Raw genomic sequence first — 18,674 nt, 5'->3', positions numbered from 1 at the left:
TGAATCACGGTGGAGATGACAGATGGAAGGCGGCCTTGGCGCGCCGGAGCGGCATCCGCTCGACTGGCAGAGTGCTGATTTCTACAACAAGGAGGCAATCGACGCGGAACTGCGGCGGGTGTTCGACATCTGTCACGGCTGTCGCCTGTGCTTCAATCTCTGCGACAGTTTTCCGCGCCTGTTCGACCTGATCGACGAGAGCGAGTCGGGGGAACTCGACACCGTCGATTCCGCCGATTTCAAGCCGGTGGTCGATGCCTGCACGCTGTGTGACATGTGCTTCATGTCCACCTGCCCCTATACGCCGCCGCATGAGTTCCAGCTCGATTTTCCGCATCTGATGCTGCGCTATCGCGCAACGGAACACCGGGACGGCAAGACGCCGTTCTGGGACCGCCAGATGACGAAGACCGACCGCAACGGCAAGCTGGCGGGCATGACATCCGGGATCGCCAACTGGGCGACGGACCGGGGCAACCGGATCACCCGCCCGATCCTGGAAGACATCGCCGACGTGGACCGGAACGCGGAACTGCCGAAGTTCCATGCGAAGAGCTTCACGGCCCATGCCGCCCATCCGCCTGCCCGCAATACGGACGCACCGGCGGCGGCGCGCAAGGCGGTGCTCTATGCCACCTGCTTCGTGAACTACAACAATCCGGGCATCGGCATTGCCACCCAGGCCATCCTGGCCGCGAACGGCGTCGAGACCGAAGTGGTCTACCCCGAATGCTGTGGCATGCCCCAACTGGAACAGGGCGACCTGGACGATGTGGCGCGGCGTGCGAAGAACGTGGCGCTGGCCATGAAGCCCTGGATCGAGGATGGCTATGACGTCATCGGTCTGGTGCCGTCCTGCGCGCTGATGCTGAAGTTCGAATGGCCGCTGCTGCTGCCCGATGATCCGGACGTCGCGCGCCTGTCGAAGGCGACGAAGGATGTTGCCGAATATGTCGTCGACATTGCCCGCAACGAAGGGCTGGCGGCGGAACCGAAACCCCTGGACGGCGGCGTCAGCCTGCATCTGGCCTGCCATGCCCGCGCCCAGAACATGGGCCAGAAGGCGGCGGACATGCTGCGGCTGATCCCGGACATGGAACTGAAGATCATCGAGCGCTGTTCCGGTCACGGCGGCAGCTGGGGCATCAAGAAGGACAATTTCGAGACCGCGCTGAAGGTCGGCAAGAACGCGGCCCGTGCTGCGGGACGTGAGGACAAGGCCCATGTGGCCTCCGAATGTCCGCTGGCCGGTGTGCACATGCTGCAGGGCATGGAGCGGCTGAACGCCGAGAACCCGGATACCTTCAAGGCACCGCCTTCGGTCGCCAGCCATCCGGTGGAGCTGTTCGCGAAGGCCTGCGGCCTGCTGTGACCAGCGCGCCGGTTCGACTGCCCGACCGGAAAGAGTGCCAGACAAGCAAGAGTGAGTGAAATGATCGAACGCCATACATCGCTGCTCGCCGAGCACATCCTGCCCCCCGCCCGCTTCGACGCGGAGCGCACGGCGCTGCAGGCCGAACTGCGGACGCACAAGCAGCACCGCCGTGTCGACGTCGGCCCCTTCGCCTCCGTCTTCTTCGAGAGCTACTTCACCATGTGGTGGCAGGTTCAGGAGATGCTGCGGGTCGAGGGCGGTGGTGCCGAGCAGCTGGTGGAGGAGCTGGAGGCCTATGCGCCGCTGGTCCCCTCCGGCCGCACGCTGACCGCCACCATGATGCTGCAGATCGAGGATCCGGTGCGTCGCCACCGGGAACTTTCGCGGCTGGGCGGGATCGAGCATGAGGTCGCCCTGGTGATCAATGGCGAGGCGGTGAAGGGGGAGGCCGATGACGACCTGGACCGCACCAACGCCGACGGCAAGGCCTCGTCGGTGCACTTCTTCGTCTTCAGCCTGTCCGATGCGCAGGCCGCCAGCCTGAAGGACGGCTCCGCCGAAGTGCAGTTGAGGATCAGCCACCCGAACTACAATCACATGGCCGGGCTGACCGCCGATCAGATTGCGTCGCTGGCCGAGGATCTGACCTGAGTGCCTGACGCGGCCCGCGCGAGGAACATCCATGACGGACTTGAGGGCGCGCGCGGCTGACGGCATTCGCGAAGGCGACCGGTTCGAGGTAACGCGCCGTTTCAGCGGCCCGGAAATCGCGGCCTTCGCCAGCCTTTCGCGGGACTACAATCCCGTGCATTGCGACAGCGACTATGCGGCGCTGAAGGGCATGCGGGGGCCCATCGCCCATGGCCTGCTGACAGGCAGTCTGGTCACGGAGATCGGCGGCCAGATCGGCTGGCTGGCCAGGGACATGTCGTTCCGGTTCCGGCGTCCCGTCTATCCGGAAGAGACCCTGACCTGCACCTGGATCATACGCGAGGTCGACGGAAGCGGGCATGCCAGGGCCGAGGTCACCATCGTCAACGAAGCGGGTGTCACGGTCCTGGAGGCGGAGACGACCGGCGTGCTGCCGGACGCGAACCAGCGACAGCGGCTGAAGGAGATGCTCGCCGCGGGCGATCCCACCAACGGTGTCACGACCCCCTGAAACCTGCCGACGCCCGGGTCTCACAGCCGCATCTGCCTGCCCCTTCCGGTGGAACAGGCAGATGCGGTCGCGTCAATCAGGGGTGCTGGCTTACGCCAGTGCCTCGTGAATGCGTCCGATCAGGGCAGTGCGGTCGGCGCGGGCTTGCAGGGCCTCGTCCATCGTGACCTTGACGAACTGCGTCGGCGTATGCGGCTGCATCTGGCCGATCAGGTCCATGTCGGCGGAGATCACCGTGCCGAGCATGAAGTAGCCGCCGCCCGACACCGCATCGCGATGCAGGATGATCGGTTCCGTGCCGCCGGGGACCTGGATGGAGCCATAGGGATAGCAGCCATCGACGATGTTCGACGGATCGGAGCCCGCACCGAACGGACGTTCCCGCTCCGTGAACTCGATCGGCCTGCCGCCGCGGAAGCGGTAGCCGATGCGATCAGCCTCCGGCGCCACCTTCCAGGTGTCCTCGTAGAACTGCGCCCCCGACTTGTCGGTGACCCAGTGCCAGTAGATACCCGGCAGGACGCGGATCTCCGCAGGCGAGCCCGGTGCGCGGCGCAGCGAAGCGTCGAGCGAACGGCCTGCCGTGCCCTTGCCCTGACCGACGGGCACTTCGTCGCCTGCTGCCAGCGGGCGGCCCTGAAAGCCGCCGAGTGCCCCCAGCGTGTAGGTGGAACGGCTGCCCAGAACGACGGGCACGTCGATACCGCCGGAGATGGCGATATAGGCGCGGGCACCCCCCTTCAGATAGTCAAAGCTGAGGACCTGTCCGGCCTTGACCGCGAAGGACTCCCAGTTGGCCTGTTCCGCGCCATCGACCTTCGGCGTCATGGCGGCACCGGTGACGGCGACCACCGCGTCGGCGGTGAACTCCAGTTCCGGACCCATGAAGGTGGCTTCCAGAACGGCGGCGTCGGACGCATTGCCGACCAGCAGGTTGGCGGCCTGCAGTGCAAGCTGGTCCATGCCGCCCGACTGCGGGATGCCCAGGTGGTAATAGCCGTGACGTCCCATGTCCTGGACGCTGGTGGCGAGGCCGGGATTGAGAACCTTGATCATTTCAGTGCTCCCTCCAGCTTGGCGTTGCAAGCATTGATGTCGGCGTTGAACTCGTCGAGGGAGAAGCGCACGTCGCGGATCTTCGGCTCGAATTCGTTGGCTTCCACCGCCTCGACCGCCGCGTCATAGGTGTCGCGGTCGATGGGGGAGAATTTCACCAGGTCGCCCGGCTTGAAGAAGATCATGAAGTCCTGCAGGTACTTGATCCGCTGCTGCGGGTCGAAGATCGGCATCGGCGTCACGCCGAACATCTGGTACCCGCCCGCGCCGCGCACGGAATAGATGCAGCTGAAACAGCCGCCGTAGCCAACCGTCAGCTTCGGCGTGTCGGTGCGGGGACGGAGATACTTCGGCACCTCGATCTGTTTCTCGCGTTCCACCGTCTGATACAGGAACGGCAGACCTGCCACGAAACCCACCATGGACACGAACCAGGGCGAACCGGAATGGGCGGCGATGAAGTCGTCCACCGTGTCATAGCCGTTGATCCTGGCCGAATAGTCCAGATCGGTGCCGCTCGGGTCCTGGTGCCGTTCCCGGAACCGCATCAGTGTCTCGTGCGTCCAGGGATCGTTGTAGAGCACCGGCACCTCGACGATGCGGGTGTCCATGGACGATTCAGCGCTCTCCGCCTGGACTTCCAGCTTCTTGATCTCTGCCAGCATGTCGTCGGGCTTGATGATGTCCGGGTCGAACTTGATCTGGAACGAGGCATTGGCGGGACAGATCTCGGTGACACCACGGATCTGGCTTTCGCGCACCGCATTGGTCATGGAGAGGCTCTTGAAGAACGCCTCCAGCGACATTTCGGTATCGACCTCGCAGAAGACGTGCTCGTCACCGCCGAAGGTGTATCTGGATTCCATTGAGAGAGAACCTCCTCTGGATTGCGTCAGGACGGAATGGGATGGGCCTCGAGCCAGGGCTCGAGATATTGCGTGTGGATGGCGTTCGCGCGGACGTCCGCCGACCGGGCCAGCGCCTTGTGCAGGGCGACTGTGGTCTTGAAGCCGTCGATGGTCAGCCCGTCGAGTGCCGCCGCCATGCGGTCGATCGCCGTCGCACGGTCCGGGCCGTGCACGATCAGCTTGCCCAGCAGGGAGTCGTAGAAGGGCGGAATCGTATAGCCCTCGTACAGCAGGGTGTCGAAACGGACATGATCCGCCGCAGGCACCACCAGCCGCTCCACCGTTCCCGGCGCGGGCATGAAGCCGTTCGACGGATCCTCCGCATTGATCCGGCATTCGATGGCGTGGCCGTTCAGGCGGATGTCGTCCTGCTTCAGGCGCAGTTTCTCGCCCCCGGCGATACGGATCATCTCCTGCACCAGGTCGATGCCGGTGATCATCTCCGTCACCGGGTGCTCCACCTGGATGCGGGTGTTCATCTCGATGAAGTAGAATTCGCCGCTGGCATCGTCGTAGAGATACTCCAGCGTCCCGGCACCGCGATAGCCGACGGAGCGTGCCAGATCCACCGCAGAGGTGCAGATGGCCTGGCGCTTGGCGTCGTCCAGCGCGGCGGAGGGCGCTTCCTCCCAGACCTTCTGGCGGCGGCGCTGCATGGAGCATTCACGCTCGAAGCAGTGCACCGCGTCCGTGCCGTCGCCCAGCACCTGAACCTCGATATGGCGTGCGTTGCGTACCAGCTTTTCCATGTAGAGGCTGCCGTCGCCGAAGGCGGCCTGCGCCTCCGACCGGGCCTGGGAGACCAGCTTGGCCAGCTCGTCCGCGTTCTCCGCGATCTTGATGCCCCGTCCGCCGCCGCCGGCTGACGCCTTGATCATCACCGGGTAGCCGATGCGCTCCGCCGCATCCCGCGCCGCATCGACGGAATCGATCAGTCCCTCGCTGCCCGGAACAGTGGGCACGCCCGCCGCCTCCGCCGCCGCGCGGGCCGCCGCCTTGTCGCCCAGCCGGGAAATGGTTTCCGGCTTCGGGCCGACGAAGATCAGGCCCGCATCCTCCACCGCCCTTGCGAAAGCCGCATTCTCGGACAGGAAGCCATAGCCCGGATGGACGGCATCGGCGCCGCTGGACTTCGCCGCCTCCAGCACCGCATCCACCTTCAGGTAGGATTTGGCGGCATGTGGCGGGCCGATGTTCACGGCCTCATCCGCCAGCTGCACGGCCAGCGAATCGGCGTCCGCCATGCTGTGCGCCTGCACGGTCCGTATGCCCAGCGCCTGCGCCGCCCGGATGATCCGGACGGCGATTTCGCCACGGTTCGCGATCAGAAGCTTGCTGATGGCCATGAGATCGCGATCAGCCCAGTTCGACCAGAGGCTGACCGGCCATGACGGCCTCCTCATTGTCGGCAACGAAGCTGGCGATGGTGCCGGCCTTGTCGGCCTTCACCTCGTTGAAGGTCTTCATGACCTCCACCAGCCCGATCACGTCGCCGACGGCCACCGTGTCGCCCTCGTTCTTGAAGTTCGGCTCATCGGGTGAGGGCTTGCGGTAGAAGGTGCCGGGAAGCGGGGAAACGATCTGTTCGGCCATGGAATGGATTCCTCTGGTTGGGACTGTTACTCGGCCGCCTGGGCCATGTAGGGGCGGATCGCGGCATTCACTGCTTCCGCCACTGCCTGGGCGTTGGGTGTGTCGGAATGGACGCAGATGCTGTCGGCGCGCACGGCGACATCGACACCGCCGGTGGAAAGCGTCTTGCCTTCCGTCACCGCGCGGATGGCGCGGGCGGCGGAGTCTTCCGGGTCCACAGGGTCATGCACGCGGGTGACTAGCAGGTTGCCGGCATCGCCATAGAACAGGTCGGCGTAATACTCCGCGACCAGCTCATGACCGCGCGCGGGATAGATCTCCTCATGCAGCGTGCCGATCATGCCGAACAGCGGCACCTTGAACACGTCCGCCGCGTCGGCGACGGCATGGGCGATATGTCCCTGCTTCGCCGCCATGCCGTAGAGCGAGCCATGCGGCTTGATGTGATTGAGGCTCATGCCCTCGGCTTCCAGGAAGCCCTTCAGCGCGCCGATCTGGTAGATCAGGCAGTTGGCCATTTCCTCGCGTTCCATCTTCATCTCGCGACGGCCGAAGCCCTGCAGGTCGGGCAGGGACGGATGCGCGCCGACCCGGACGCCGTGGCGCTTGGCCAGGCGCACCGTCTCGCGCATGTGGTTGAAGTCGGAGCCATGGAAGCCGCAGGCAACGTTTGCCACGGTGATGAAGGGCATCAGCCCCTCGTCGTCACCCATCTTGTAGAGCCCGAAGCTCTCGCCCATGTCGCAGTTGATCTCGACGGCCATGATGCCCTCCTTCTGCTGGCGTTCAGTCGTTGCGTTTCAGGATATAGCTGCCGCTCTCGTGAAGCGAGGCCTGCCAGACCGGCGCGAACGGCGTCTGCTTGCCGGCGCACGTGAAGCGCTGTCCGTGCCCGGCGGGGGAGGTGTCGCGCAGGCGGTCCACGGTGATCGCATCAACGGCAAGAATGACGGCGTGCCCTCCTGAACGGCATGACCTTCTCAGCCTGAAACGATAGCAGCCGTGCCTGCCCCCGCAATGGGCAATGCCCGCACCCCACGTACAGTCCCGTCAAAGTTCGTTTCTGTCCAATTCCGCCAGCAGTGCGTCAGTGGTGATCTGTCGGCAGTAGCCCCGGTTCAGCCCGAGCGAGCTTTCGTGGCGTTCCATGCTGTGGGTGGCGCAGGCATCCGTCACCACCGTCACGAGGTAGCCCAGATCGCAGGCGTCCCGGACGGCGGAATCGACGCACTGGTCGGTCAGCAGGCCGCTGATCACAAGCTGCCGGACGCCGAGGTTGCGCAGCACATAGTCGATGTTGGTGGAGATGAAGACACTCGACGAGGTCTTGGGGATGACGATCTCGTCCTCCCCCGGTGCCAGGGCATCGATCACCTGCCCGTCCCGTGACCCCCGGGGGACGTTGAAACCGGTGATCTTGTAATCCAGGCTGCGGTCGCGCCCGTCGCGGGTCAGGCTTTCGATCACCGTGTACATGACCTCGATCCCGTGCCGCCGGAAGGCGCCCTGCAGCCGCTGCATGTTCGGCAGGGTCTCGGCGGCGAAATGACGGAAGTACCAGCCGTACTTCTCCTCGAAATGCGCCGGGTCCATGCCTTCATATTCGCCGCCCTCCGGATCGGCGCTGAAGTTCTGCACGTCGATGAACAGCAAGGCCGATTGCGCCGGCACCAGCGGCAGGTCACGGCTTGTCGGGTGGTCCTGTGTCATGGCTCTGCTGCCTCCACATCCCTGATCGCGATGGCCAGCAGGTTGGCCCAGCGACGGATGCCGGCCGGGTCCTGCAACTGGTCGTTCCGCACCTCCACCAGCACATGCGGCAGGCGATTGCCCTCCCCATGCACCGGCACGGTGTAATCCGATATGTCATCAACCGTATAGGGTTCGTTCATCGACAGCACCAGTTCCGGTGCCGCCGCCCCGATCGTGGCCATGAAACGCTCCGCCACCTCCGGCATCCGGTTGGCCAGGAACCCGGCATGCATGTGTCGGCGCTGCTGCCCCATCACCGGCGTGAAGCTGTGGATGGAGACCAGCAGGCGAGGCCGGTCGCGCGCGATCTCTGCCGCGATACGGTCATGGAACGGCGCATGGATCGCGGCTGTCCGCGCGCCGACCTCGGTCGGGGACAGGTCGCGATTGCCCGGAACATGTGTTTCGTCGCTGACGGTGGGGATCAGGTCGGGGGAGGCCGGACCCCGGTTGCAGTCGATCACCAGGCGGCTGAAACGCTGGCTGACCAGACGCGCTGAAACGTTCTCCAGCAGGGCCTGCGACAGGGCCAGCGCGCCAATGTCCCAGGCGATGTGGCGCTGCATGTCCGCCGCGCTGACGCCCAGATCACCCAGCGCGCGAGGCACAAGCTGTCCGCCATGCTCGCAGGTCAGCAGGATACCGCCCCCGCCCGCGGAGCCCTGAAACAGGACAGGATCTGGATCGTCGGCAGTCAGCATCGGTCTTCCTCTGGTTCTGGCTGCCTGTTCCATCCCTCTCCCCCTCCCGGCCACCCACGGCACTATCCTGATTGGATGGCCGGGAGGGGGAGAGGGATGGAACAGACCACAAGTCAACAGTCCTCCCGATTTGACAGGACTATGCGCCGCCCGGATGATTTCCCGCAACCGGATGAAAGTGTTGGAGCAGGTGGGAATGGCGAGCAGTGAACAGATCATCATGGCCTGCTGTGCCGACATAGCCGGCCAGGTGCGGGGCAAGGGCTTCCCGGAGATCGATCTGCCGCTGCGCCTGCAGCGCGGTGTCGGCTGGACCCCGACGAACGTGCAGATCACCTGCTTCGACGTGATTGCCGACAGTCCCTTCGGGGCGCTGGGCGATCTGGCCCTGGTCCCCGACCCGACTGCCACCTGGGTGATCCATGACCAGATTGGCGACCCGGTGGAACATGTGATGCTGGGCGATATCCGCACGCTGGCGGGGGAGCCGTGGGAATGCTGCACACGGTCGATCCTGAAGTCAGCGCTGCAGCGGCTGCAGGACGTGGCGCAACTGACCACCACGGTGGCGTTCGAGCATGAGTTTCAGGTCAGCGGCGGGACGGCTGGGGACAGTGGCAGTTCCTATTCCCTGGCCGGGGCGCGGTCCGGTGCGGCGATGGGACGGCGCATCTTCCAGCTGATGGCGCGCAACGGCCTGCGCCCGGATACCTTCATGAAGGAATTCGGTGCGGACCAGTTCGAGGTGACGATGAAACCGGCGGACGGGCTTGCCGCCGCCGACCGGGCCGTGATCCTGCGCGAACTGGTGCGGGTGGCGGCGCGGGAGCGGGACCAGCGTGCCAGCTTCACCCCGATCCGTGACCCGGCAGGTGTCGGCAACGGGGTCCATGTCCATGTCAGCCTGAACGATGCCGACGGTCAGCCCGTGACCCACGACCCGGACAGCGCGACCGGACTGTCCGACGTTGCCGCATCCTTCGCCGCAGGAATCACCACCTTCCTGCCCGGCATCCTGGCGCTGCTGGCCCCCAGCGCGATCTCCTACCTGCGCCTGACACCGCACCGCTGGAGCGCCGCGTTCAACAATCTGGGACTGCGGGACCGGGAGGCATCGGTGCGCATCTGCCCGGTAACCTCGCTCGATCCCCTGGCCATCGCGCGGCAGTTCAATCTGGAGGTCCGGGCCTGCGACGCCGCCGCCAGCCCCTACCTGCAACTGGCGGCCATCATCCACGCCGGAACGGAGGGTATCGCCCGCAACCTGCCCGCGCCGACCGTGACGGAGTCGGACCTGAGCACGATGGACACGTGGGAACTCACCGAAATGGGGATCACGCGACTGCCGACGTCGCTCGAGGCGGCGCTGGAGGCCTTCGCCGCGGAAGACTGCATCCGTGAATGGTTCGGCCAGACCTTCCGCGATGTCTACCTGGCGCACAAGCGCGGCGAACTGGCCGTGCTGGAAGGGCTGACCCCGGAGGAAATGTGCGCGCGGTATCTGGCGGTCTATTGAAGCACGGGCCTTGCCTGCCGATGGGTCACCTCAGCCCGCGCCGCGCATGGCGCGGGTGATCAGGACGGTGACCACCTGGTCCTCGCCCAGCACCTTCCGGGCCTGCTTGGTCAGGCGTTTGGAGACATTGGCGAAATCGATGGTGCCGTCGCCGCGGGCGATGGTCTTGCTGTAGAATTCGCGCAGGAAGGCGTCGTGCAGGCGCGGCTTCAGCGGGCTGGCATCATCGCGGGCGCTGTCGTCCACCATCTCGATGCTGATGTTCAGGAAGATGTAGTGGCGGACGTGGCTGCCCTTCATGATCGGGGCGGTCAGGCCGTCAAGGCGCAGGTAGACCGGATCCTTGCTCATGACGATCTCCGGCATCGCCGTCTCGCCATGTGCGGCCTTGTCCTCGCCGCCCATCATCATGAACGCACCCGCGCCGCCGCCGCCAAGCAGCAGGACCGCGGCACCGATGAGGACGATCTTCTTCATTGGACCAGCTCTCCGCATCCACCATGAAAGGGCAGAGGCAGAGGGTAGGGATGAAATCTCTCCAAAGGTTTAAGGCCGTTGCCGCGCCGCCTCAGAAATGCTGCCAGCCCTGGCCCTTGACCGGCAGCGGGCGACCGGCGGCGAAGGGGCTGACGCCGCTGCCTTCGACTACGCGGCCGATGCGGGTGACCGGTGTGCCGGTTGCCGCAGCCGTCTCCGTGATCCGCTCCCGCGCGGCGGGCGGCGCGGTGAAGACCAGTTCATAGTCATCACCGCCGTTCAGCGGCAGTTGCGCCAGGTCGGGGCGTTCGACCAGGCTCTCGCGGGCGGCGACGGAGAGGGGCAGCAGTTCAAGATGCACCTCCATGCCGACATCGGAGTGATGCGCGATATGGCCGAGGTCGGCCAGCAGCCCGTCGGACACATCCTGCGCGGCGCTGGCCAGGCCGACGAGTGCGGGCCCGAGTGTCGTGCGCGGTTGCGGCAGCCGGTAGCGCTGGGCCAGGGCGGCGGCATGTTCCGGCGCGGCGTCCAGCGTGCCCTGCAATACCCTCAGTCCCAGCGCGGCGTCGCCGAGTGTGCCGGAGACCATCACGTCGTCCCCGGCCCGCGCGCCATTGCGGCGCAGCAGGGACTGGCGTGGCGCGGTCCCGAAGGCGGTGAGGGACAGGGTGAGCGGTCCCGGTGTGGAAACGGTGTCGCCGCCATAGAGACCGATAACGAACTCTGCCTGATCCGCTGCCAGCCCTGCCACGAAACCCTCGATCCAGCCGTGAGTGGTCTCGGGCGTCCAGGCACAGGCCAGCAGGTAGCCGCAGGGCACCGCGCCCATGGCGGCCAGGTCCGACAGGTTCACCCGCAGCAGCTTGCGCGCGATCAGGTCCGGCGGATCATCGGGCAGGAAGTGGACACCCGCGACCATGGCGTCCTTGGTCATGACCCAGCCCTGCCCCGCAGGCAGCTCCGGCAGCAGCGCGGCGTCGTCGGTCAGGCCAAAGGCGCCCTCCGCCGCGAGGGGCGCCAGCAGGTCCGCGATCAGCCCGAACTCTCCGCCCTCGATGGTCAATGTGCCGTCTCCTGCGCCAGGTTTCCGCTTCCGGTTTCAGCAGTTCGTCTGCTGCATCGATCTGCCGCCCACCTCCTTCCCCCTTGATGGGGGAAGGTCGGGAAGGGGGTGAATCGGCGCAGCCGAATGGCAATTGGTCCACACCCCCATGGCCTGCGGCCTCACCCCCCATCGACCGCTGCGCGGCCACTTCCCCCTCAAGGGGGGAAGCAGGGTGCCGGGGGCCAGCCTCTACAGACAGGCAACTCGTTCAGGATATGGGCAAGAAAAACCGCTCCGCAATCTACCGCCGCGCCCGGTCCCCGATCTCGCCGGGACGGATCTCGCGGGCCATGCGGTCCAGAACGCCGTTCACCAGTCCGGTCTCGCCCCCGGCGAAGAAGGCGACGCCCAGATCGACATATTCGTTGATCACGACCTTGGCCGGCACGTCGATCCGCGCCAGCATCTCGTAGGCGGCGACCCGCAACAGGGCGCGCAGCAGGGTCTCCAGCCGGTCCATGGTGTAGTCGAGGCTGAGGGAGCGTTCGACGATGGTGTCCAGCTCCAGCCTGCGGTCGGCGGTTCCCAGCACCAGGTCCTGGAAGAAGTCCCGGTCGGCGGGCAGCAGTTCCTCCCCGTCGATGTCCTGACCCAGGCGATGATCCAAATATTCGGCCACCACATCGGCGACGCGGCCTTCGTTCAGTTCCAGCTGATAGACCGCCTGCACCGCATGCATGCGCGCGGTGCTGCGTTTCCGGCGGTCTTCGGCACTGGTCCTGCCGCCGGTCCTGCCACTGCGGGGGTTGCTCATGATTCGGCTTCGAGCTCGCGCCGGATCTCCACCATGCGCAGGGCCGCGCGTGCCGCATCCCCACCCTTGTCCTTCTGCGCCGGGTCGGAACGGACCAGGGCCTGTTCCTCGTTCTCCACGGTGATGATGCCATTGCCGACCGCGACACCGTCATAGATCGTCAGGTCCATCAGGCCGCGCGCGGACTCATTGGACACGATCTCGTAGTGCAGGGTCTCGCCGCGGATGACGCAGCCCAGCGCGACATAGCCGTCATAGCTGCGGTCGCCACGGTCCACCGCCGCCTCCGCCATCGCGATGGCGCCGGGCACCTCCAGCGCGCCGGGGACGGACAGGCGGTCATAGGTGCCGCCCGCCTTCTCGATTGCCGCGATGGCGCCCTGGGCCAGCCCGTTGGCGATATGCTCGTAATAGGGGGATTCGACGATCAGCAGGTGCGGTCCGGCCATGGTCAGTCTTCCTTCAGGGGGCGGGTGCCGACGATCTCCAGATCATAGCCCTCCAGCCCGACAACGTTCTTCGGTGAGTTGGTCAGCAGGACCATGCGGGAGATCCCGAGGTCGGTGAGGATCTGCGCGCCGATGCCATAGTCGCGCAGTTCGCGCAACTGCTCGACATTGCCTTCCTCCTGCAACTGCAGGAATTCCGACATGCGCAGTTCCCGGGTTTCCCGCAGGAAGACCAGCACGCCCCGGCCTTCCTGGCCAATGATGCGCATGGCCTGTTCCAGTTGCTTCGCCTTGCCGCCGGATTCGCCGAACAGGTCGTTGCGCGGGTCATAGGCATGCATCCGCACCAGCGGCGGCTCGTCGCCCGTTATATCGCCCTTCACCAGCGCCAGGGGCTCCGCGTAGGCAACTTCCGAATCGAACACCACCAGCCTGAATTCCCCGCCGAAGTCGCTGGTCAGCGTGGTCTCGTAGCTGCGTTTCACCAACCTGTCGGAGCGGCGGCGATAGGCGATCAGATCGGCAATGGTGGCGATCTTCATGTTGTGGTACTGCGCGAACTTGATCAGGTCCGGCATGCGCGCCATCGTCCCGTCGTCGTTCATGATCTCGCAGATCACACCGGCCTGGTGCAGTCCGGCCATGCGGGCGATGTCCACCGCAGCCTCCGTATGACCGGCGCGGCGCAGCACACCGCCATCCTTCGCCACCAGCGGGAAGACATGCCCGGGAGTGACGATGTCGTCGGCGGTGCGGGCGGGATCGATGGCCACCTGGATCGTCAGGGCCCGGTCATGCGCCGAGATGCCGGTGGAGATGCCGTCCTTGGCCTCGATCGACACGGTAAAGGCGGTCTGGTGCCGGGCCTTGTTGTTCTGGGACATCAGCGACAGGCCCAGCTCATCCACCCGGCCCTGCGTCATCGACAGGCAGATCAGGCCACGCCCGTGCTTGGCCATGAAGTTGACCGCTTCCGGCGTGGCGAACTGTGCCGGGATGTAGAGATCGCCCTCGTTCTCCCGGTCCTCGTCATCGACCAGAATGACCATCTTGCCGTTGCGGGCATCCTCGACGACGTCCTCGATGGAGGAAAGGTAGCGGGTATATTCCGATGACATGCGTTGATCCTGAAACGTGAGAATTGAGTGGCCGTCAGCTTGCGACCGTGTCCTGCAGACGGGCCACATACCGCGCCAGCACGTCGATTTCCATATTGACCCGGTCCCCGGTCTTCGCGTCGCCGAACGTGGTGCGCGACTGGGTGTGCGGGATGATGTTGATCTCGAACGTGGCGTCTTCGACCGAATTCACGGTCAGGGACGCCCCGTTCAGCGCCACGGAGCCCTTCTCCGCCACGAAGCGGGCGAGCTGGGGCGGGGCACGGAAGACGAAGCGGCGGCTGTCGCCCACGGTCTCCAGAGCCTCGATGGTGGCGACGCCGTCCACATGCCCGGTCACGATATGGCCCCCCAGCTCGTCACCGACGCGCAGCGAGCGTTCGAGGTTCAGCCGCGACCCGACGTCCAGCTGGCCCAGCGCGGTGCGGTCCAGGGTTTCCTGGCTGACGTCGACCGCGAACCAGCCTGGTCCCTTGTCGACCACCGTCAGGCAGATGCCGTGACAGGCGATGGACGCGCCCATGTCCACCGTCGCCATGTCGAAGGCGGTTTCGATGACCAGGCGCATGTCGCCACGGGGTTCGATGGCGCGGATGCGGCCGATGTCGGTAACGATGCCGGTGAACATGCGATCTCCTCCCAAGCCCGGACGCTTGTTCGTGTGCGCCGGGCGCGGACGCCCGACTGAAGCTGCTGGGGGTTTTACGCCTGCCTGCGCCACGTTTCCAGCAGATCATCACCCAGGGGTATTGCCGCCATGCGCTGGAAGCGCGGCGCGTCGGCCAGCCGGTCCAGTTCCAGCGGTGCCAGCGCCGGTCGCCCGTCGCCGCCGATGGTCAGTCCGGCGCGATACCAGAAGACCCGGTCCACAAGCCCGGCGGCAAGGAAGGACGCCGCGATGCCGCCGCCGCCCTCCAGCAGCAGTCGGGTGACGCCATCGCGGGCCAGATCCTCCGCCACCGCCCTGGCATCGGGGCGGCCGTGCGGGTCGGTCGCGACATGGCGAACGTCGGCCCCGGCATCGGCCAGCGCGGCCTTGCGGTCCGGATCGACGCCCGGATCGGCATAGACGATCAGGGGAATCCCGGCGGCGGAGCGGACAAGCCGACCGCTGAGCGACAGGCGCAGGTGGCGATCCAGCACGACGCGGATCGGCGACCTGTCGGCCAGGCCGGGCAGGCGGCAGGTCAGTTCCGGATCATCGGCCTGGGCCGTTCCGGCGCCGATCAGGATGGCGTCGTGGGTCGCGCGCAGCATGTGACCGTCGGCGCGGGCCCCGGGTCCGGTGATCCACTTGCTTTCACCGGACGCGGTCGCGATGCGCCCGTCCAGACTGCTGGCGACCTTCAGGCTGACGAGGGGGCGACCCATGGTGCGGTTGAGCACGAAACCATGCTGCAGGTCCCGCGCCTCCGTCTCGCAGACACCTGTCAGCACCTGAATCCCGGCATCGCGCAGCATGGCGATGCCCCGCCCGTCGACGCGACTGTCGGGATCGGTCATGGCGATGACGACACGGGCAACGCGGGCATCGATCAGGCTTCGGGCACAGGGCGGGGTCTGTCCGTGGTGGCTGCAGGGTTCCAGCGTGACAAAGGCCGTGGCGCCTTCCGCCCGGTCACCGGCCTGGGCCAGCGCACCGGTCTCGGCATGCGGCCGCCCGCCGGGGGCGGTCCACCCGCGCCCGACCGTCAGGCCATCGCGGACGATGACGCAGCCGACCGCAGGATTGGGGGCGGTGCGCCCGAGGCCGCGGCGTGCCAGCCGCAGTGCATGGCGCATGTGCCGGAGATCATCCCGGCTGTCAGCGGTCTTCATGCGTGCGCCCTCTTGGAACAGTTCCCGACTGTTCCGATGCAATCATGTCCGGGGGTCAATAGCCAGAGAGCATGGGCCAGAGGACATCGGCCACGGATCCCTGACCGGAGAACCCTGGACGGAAGTCAGGCGGCGGAGACGGCGCGCCCGTCCAGGCAGGCTTCGATCTTCCGCAGCAGGCGCGGCATGTCGATGGGCTTGGTGTCGAAATCGATGCAGCCGACCTGTGCGCTGCGCTCCCGGTCACTGGAAAGCGCGTGGGCGGTCAGGGCGATGACCGGGATCGACATCGTGTCCGGATCCGACTTGATCAGCCGCGTCGCCTCCCAGCCATCCATCTGGCCGAGCGCGATGTCCATCAGGATCAGATCGGGGCGCCTGTCCTTTGCGGCTGCGACACCGCCGGGGCCGTCAACCGCGAAGATCACGGAATATCCCCGACGTTCAAGACGTCGGCCCAGCATGTCCCGGTTCATCTCATTGTCCTCGACGAGGAGTATCTCAGCCATGGGCGGCCTCCTTCCTGTACGACTGCCTGGGCAGGTCGTCGGTGCGTTTCAGCATGGCGAGAGCGGTGGCGCGGACGTCATCGCGGTCGCTGGCGTTGAAGATGGACCTTGCAGGTCGCGGAATGGTCAGCGTACTTGTCGGCGCGGCCTCGCTGTCGATCAGGACAAGGATGGAGATGCCATCCAGATCCTTCAGCCCGTCAACGAAGGCAACCAGGCCTGCGCTGATGCTGTCGCTGTCCACGATCACGAGATCGGGCTGCACCTGGTGCGCGCGGGTCAGGCCGATGCCGAAATCCGGCACGACGGTCACATGCCAGCCTGCTTCCCGCGCAGCGGTCACGGTGGACCGGGATGCGGTCCCGTCATCGTCGATCACCAGGACTTCATTCCCGGGAAAACCGGCCTCGTCGCAGACCTGGCTGATGGTTTCCAGCAGCGGTTCGCGTTCGACGGGTTTCACCAGGAAAGCGGCGGCACCGAGCTGGTAGCCCCTGCGCGGATCGTCGATGATGGACTGCACGATGACCGGAATCCCGGCCGTGTCGTCCTGCGAACCCAGCGCACCGAGCGCTTCCCAGCCATCCATGTCGCTGACGGCAACGTCCAGGATGATCGCATCGGGTCGCAGGGTCTGGGCAATCTCCAGCCCTTCCTTCGCGCGCTCGGTCGTCACGACGCGATAGTTTTCCTTCTGCAGCGACCGCTCCATGATCTCCAGCGCCGACGGGTCCGGGTCGATCACAAGGATGGTCTGCTTCGGCCCGTCCTGGCCAAGGCGTGCGACCGCCGGTTCCAGCGGTGTGACCTTCGCGGACGCTTCGGACGGCATCTGGGACACGGTCTCCTCGCTCGGCGTCGAGACGGCTGCGAGGGCGCGGGTCGTGGCGGGCAGGACGATGGTGAAGGTGGTTCCGACACCCATCGTGCTCTCGACGGTGATGTCCCCCCCCATGAAGCGGCAGAGCTTCTGGCTGAGTGACAGGCCGAGGCCGGTGCCGCCGAATTTCGAGGAGATCGACGGGGTGGCCTGCGAGAAATTGTGGAACAGGTTGCCGATCTGGTCCGGCGCGATGCCGATGCCGGTATCCTGCACCTCGATCTTGACCCAGTCGCGATTGTCGATCCGCTCCCGCCGGGCCGAAAGGATGACGCGGCCATTCTCGGTGAACTTCGCGGCATTGCTCAGCAGGTTCAGCAGGGCCTGGCGCAGCTTCGTGGCATCGCATTCCAGCCGTCCGAGGTCGCTGGAGCGGCGGATCACCAGTTCGTTGGCGTTCTTGGCGATGATCTGGCGACAGGTGGAGGCGACCTCGCTGACAAAGCCGTCGAGGTCGACTTCCTCCGTATAGAGTTCCATCTTGCCGGCTTCGATCTTCGACAGGTCGAGCACTTCACTGACCAGTGCAAGCAGATGCTTGCCGGCGGAATTGATCTTCTTCAGGTCCGCGGAATCCTCGCCGCGTCCGTCGATCTCCGCGTCCTCCAGCAGCATCTCGCTGTAGCCGATGACGGCATTCAGCGGGGTGCGCAGCTCATGGCTCATCTTGGCCAGGAAGTCGGACTTAGCGCCATTGGCGCGCTCCGCCTCTTCCTTGGCTTCCAGCAACTGGCTGGTGGTGGACTGATGCCGCTCGATCTCCGCCAGCAGCTCCGACTGGGAATCGACCACGTTGGCGTAGTAGACCGCCATCATGGTGACATAGGCCATGGCGCAGATGATGGAGATGATGCCGATGGGCACCAGGGCGCTGCTCTCGACATGCTCCGGGAAGCCGCCGCCGAACTGGTAGAGCAGATAGAACGCCACAAGACCGGAACCGGTCATGCCGAACACGAAGTTCCGTGCCACGGGGTTGGAGCCCAGATAGAAGAAGGCCAGCAGCGGCACCACCAGCAGCCAGACCAGGAACGGCGAACTGATTCCGGCGTAGTGATACGACCCCCACAGCACCGCGAAGATCAGGTTCATCACCGACAGCAGGGCGAGCACGCTGTAGCAGAGATGGGCGTCGAAATAGCGACTGCTGATCTTCAGCGCGGGCGGGAAGATGCAGAACAGTGTTATCGAACCGGCCAGGACATAGACATGGGGTGTCGGTTGAGGATCGAGCAGCAGCAGCGCCAGCGTGATGGTATGGCCGAGAAACGGCCCCAGCGTGTGACTGATCACGAACATCCGGACGCGTTGCGCCGAATTGCGATCGTTCATCAGCGTGGCGGGGACCCAGCTGTCGATGAAGCCATTGAAGGCTCGATTCAGTTTCTGCGCTTGCATGGTCGGCACCTGGCCCTGTTCCTAGCGATTGGAGAAGGCTGGCACAGCACGCCTTAAAGGCGAGTTAATCCGGCTGCCGGACCGGCCTGCACCCTGACGG

General features: G+C 65.7%; 21 protein-coding genes. 4 read left to right on the top strand and 17 right to left on the bottom strand.

Going from position 1 to position 18,674, the window contains the following annotated elements:
• The first annotated feature begins 22 nt into the window (after positions 1-22).
• The 3 genes from QGV54_RS17320 to QGV54_RS17310 are packed head-to-tail and all read left to right on the top strand — an operon-like array spanning position 23 to position 2,537.
• The gene (locus QGV54_RS17320; protein ID WP_281019395.1) at positions 23-1,372 is read left to right on the top strand and encodes a heterodisulfide reductase-related iron-sulfur binding cluster; all 1,350 of its coding nucleotides are present in this window, start codon (positions 23-25) and stop codon (positions 1,370-1,372) included.
• 60 nt (positions 1,373-1,432) lie between these two features.
• Positions 1,433-2,026 carry a DUF3501 family protein gene (locus QGV54_RS17315; RefSeq protein ID WP_281019396.1) on the top strand — a complete coding sequence of 198 codons (594 nt, stop codon included), beginning with the start codon at positions 1,433-1,435 and terminating at the stop codon, positions 2,024-2,026.
• A 31-nt stretch (positions 2,027-2,057) separates the two neighbouring features.
• A complete protein-coding gene (locus tag QGV54_RS17310) occupies positions 2,058-2,537 on the top strand; it encodes a MaoC family dehydratase (RefSeq protein WP_281019397.1) in 480 nt (159 codons plus the stop codon).
• Positions 2,538-2,627: 90 nt separating this feature from the next.
• On the opposite strand, the gene QGV54_RS17305 is transcribed toward QGV54_RS17310, so the two are convergent.
• The 8 genes from QGV54_RS17305 to QGV54_RS17270 all read right to left on the bottom strand — a co-directional run bounded on the left by QGV54_RS17305 (position 2,628) and on the right by QGV54_RS17270 (position 8,547).
• Positions 2,628-3,593: a biotin-dependent carboxyltransferase family protein gene (locus QGV54_RS17305; RefSeq protein WP_281019398.1), complete on the bottom strand. Its 966-nt coding sequence runs from the start codon at positions 3,591-3,593 to the stop codon at positions 2,628-2,630.
• Positions 3,590-4,459 (bottom strand): allophanate hydrolase subunit 1, encoded by an 870-nt coding sequence (locus QGV54_RS17300; RefSeq protein WP_281019399.1) that lies wholly within the window; start codon positions 4,457-4,459, stop codon positions 3,590-3,592. The genes QGV54_RS17305 and QGV54_RS17300 overlap by 4 nt, the downstream gene beginning before the upstream one ends.
• Positions 4,460-4,485: 26 nt before the next feature.
• The gene (locus QGV54_RS17295) at positions 4,486-5,847 is read right to left on the bottom strand and encodes an acetyl-CoA carboxylase biotin carboxylase subunit (RefSeq protein WP_281019400.1); all 1,362 of its coding nucleotides are present in this window, start codon (positions 5,845-5,847) and stop codon (positions 4,486-4,488) included.
• 10 nt (positions 5,848-5,857) lie between these two features.
• Positions 5,858-6,094 (bottom strand): acetyl-CoA carboxylase, encoded by a 237-nt coding sequence (locus QGV54_RS17290; RefSeq protein WP_281019401.1) that lies wholly within the window; start codon positions 6,092-6,094, stop codon positions 5,858-5,860.
• Positions 6,095-6,120: 26 nt separating this feature from the next.
• The gene (gene pxpA, locus QGV54_RS17285; protein WP_281019402.1) at positions 6,121-6,858 is read right to left on the bottom strand and encodes a 5-oxoprolinase subunit PxpA; all 738 of its coding nucleotides are present in this window, start codon (positions 6,856-6,858) and stop codon (positions 6,121-6,123) included.
• Positions 6,859-6,880: 22 nt separating this feature from the next.
• Positions 6,881-7,018 carry a hypothetical protein gene (locus tag QGV54_RS17280; protein WP_281019403.1) on the bottom strand — a complete coding sequence of 46 codons (138 nt, stop codon included), beginning with the start codon at positions 7,016-7,018 and terminating at the stop codon, positions 6,881-6,883.
• 126 nt (positions 7,019-7,144) lie between these two features.
• On the bottom strand, positions 7,145-7,804 hold the full coding sequence (locus QGV54_RS17275; RefSeq protein ID WP_281019404.1) for an isochorismatase family cysteine hydrolase: 660 nt from the start codon (positions 7,802-7,804) through the stop codon (positions 7,145-7,147).
• Entirely contained in the window at positions 7,801-8,547 is a 747-nt protein-coding gene (locus QGV54_RS17270; protein WP_281019405.1) for an N-formylglutamate amidohydrolase, read from the bottom strand. Before QGV54_RS17270 ends, QGV54_RS17275 begins: the two co-directional genes overlap by 4 nt.
• Before the next feature lie 196 nt (positions 8,548-8,743).
• Between QGV54_RS17270 and QGV54_RS17265 the strand changes: the two genes are divergently transcribed.
• The gene (locus tag QGV54_RS17265) at positions 8,744-10,063 is read left to right on the top strand and encodes a glutamine synthetase family protein (RefSeq protein WP_348638761.1); all 1,320 of its coding nucleotides are present in this window, start codon (positions 8,744-8,746) and stop codon (positions 10,061-10,063) included.
• Positions 10,064-10,093: 30 nt separating this feature from the next.
• Here the strand turns inward: QGV54_RS17265 and QGV54_RS17260 are convergent, their stop codons facing one another.
• The 9 genes from QGV54_RS17260 to QGV54_RS17220 form a co-directional block, all read right to left on the bottom strand.
• Positions 10,094-10,540 (bottom strand): flagellar basal body-associated FliL family protein, encoded by a 447-nt coding sequence (locus tag QGV54_RS17260; protein ID WP_281019407.1) that lies wholly within the window; start codon positions 10,538-10,540, stop codon positions 10,094-10,096.
• A gap of 91 nt (positions 10,541-10,631) precedes the next feature.
• Positions 10,632-11,606 carry a thiamine-phosphate kinase gene (gene thiL, locus QGV54_RS17255; RefSeq protein ID WP_281019408.1) on the bottom strand — a complete coding sequence of 325 codons (975 nt, stop codon included), beginning with the start codon at positions 11,604-11,606 and terminating at the stop codon, positions 10,632-10,634.
• 283 nt (positions 11,607-11,889) lie between these two features.
• Positions 11,890-12,402 (bottom strand): transcription antitermination factor NusB, encoded by a 513-nt coding sequence (gene nusB / locus QGV54_RS17250; protein WP_281019409.1) that lies wholly within the window; start codon positions 12,400-12,402, stop codon positions 11,890-11,892.
• Positions 12,399-12,851: a 6,7-dimethyl-8-ribityllumazine synthase gene (gene ribH, locus QGV54_RS17245; RefSeq protein ID WP_281019410.1), complete on the bottom strand. Its 453-nt coding sequence runs from the start codon at positions 12,849-12,851 to the stop codon at positions 12,399-12,401. Before ribH ends, nusB begins: the two co-directional genes overlap by 4 nt.
• Before the next feature lie 2 nt (positions 12,852-12,853).
• Positions 12,854-13,969 carry a 3,4-dihydroxy-2-butanone-4-phosphate synthase gene (gene ribB, locus QGV54_RS17240; protein ID WP_281019411.1) on the bottom strand — a complete coding sequence of 372 codons (1,116 nt, stop codon included), beginning with the start codon at positions 13,967-13,969 and terminating at the stop codon, positions 12,854-12,856.
• A gap of 34 nt (positions 13,970-14,003) precedes the next feature.
• Positions 14,004-14,597 (bottom strand): riboflavin synthase, encoded by a 594-nt coding sequence (locus tag QGV54_RS17235; RefSeq protein WP_281019412.1) that lies wholly within the window; start codon positions 14,595-14,597, stop codon positions 14,004-14,006.
• Between the two features lie 74 nt (positions 14,598-14,671).
• Positions 14,672-15,787: a bifunctional diaminohydroxyphosphoribosylaminopyrimidine deaminase/5-amino-6-(5-phosphoribosylamino)uracil reductase RibD gene (gene ribD / locus QGV54_RS17230; protein ID WP_281019413.1), complete on the bottom strand. Its 1,116-nt coding sequence runs from the start codon at positions 15,785-15,787 to the stop codon at positions 14,672-14,674.
• 125 nt (positions 15,788-15,912) lie between these two features.
• Complete coding sequence (locus tag QGV54_RS17225) at positions 15,913-16,296, bottom strand: response regulator (RefSeq protein WP_281019414.1); 384 nt, start codon at positions 16,294-16,296, stop codon at positions 15,913-15,915.
• On the bottom strand, positions 16,289-18,574 hold the full coding sequence (locus QGV54_RS17220; RefSeq protein ID WP_281019415.1) for an ATP-binding protein: 2,286 nt from the start codon (positions 18,572-18,574) through the stop codon (positions 16,289-16,291). The genes QGV54_RS17225 and QGV54_RS17220 overlap by 8 nt, the downstream gene beginning before the upstream one ends.
• Positions 18,575-18,674: the final 100 nt, after the last annotated feature.

The sequence above is a fragment of the Minwuia sp. IMCC3060 genome (genome assembly GCF_029909435.1).
Taxonomy (GTDB): Bacteria; Pseudomonadota; Alphaproteobacteria; order Minwuiales; family Minwuiaceae; genus Minwuia.
This window is presented reverse-complemented; position numbering and strand designations above follow the sequence as displayed.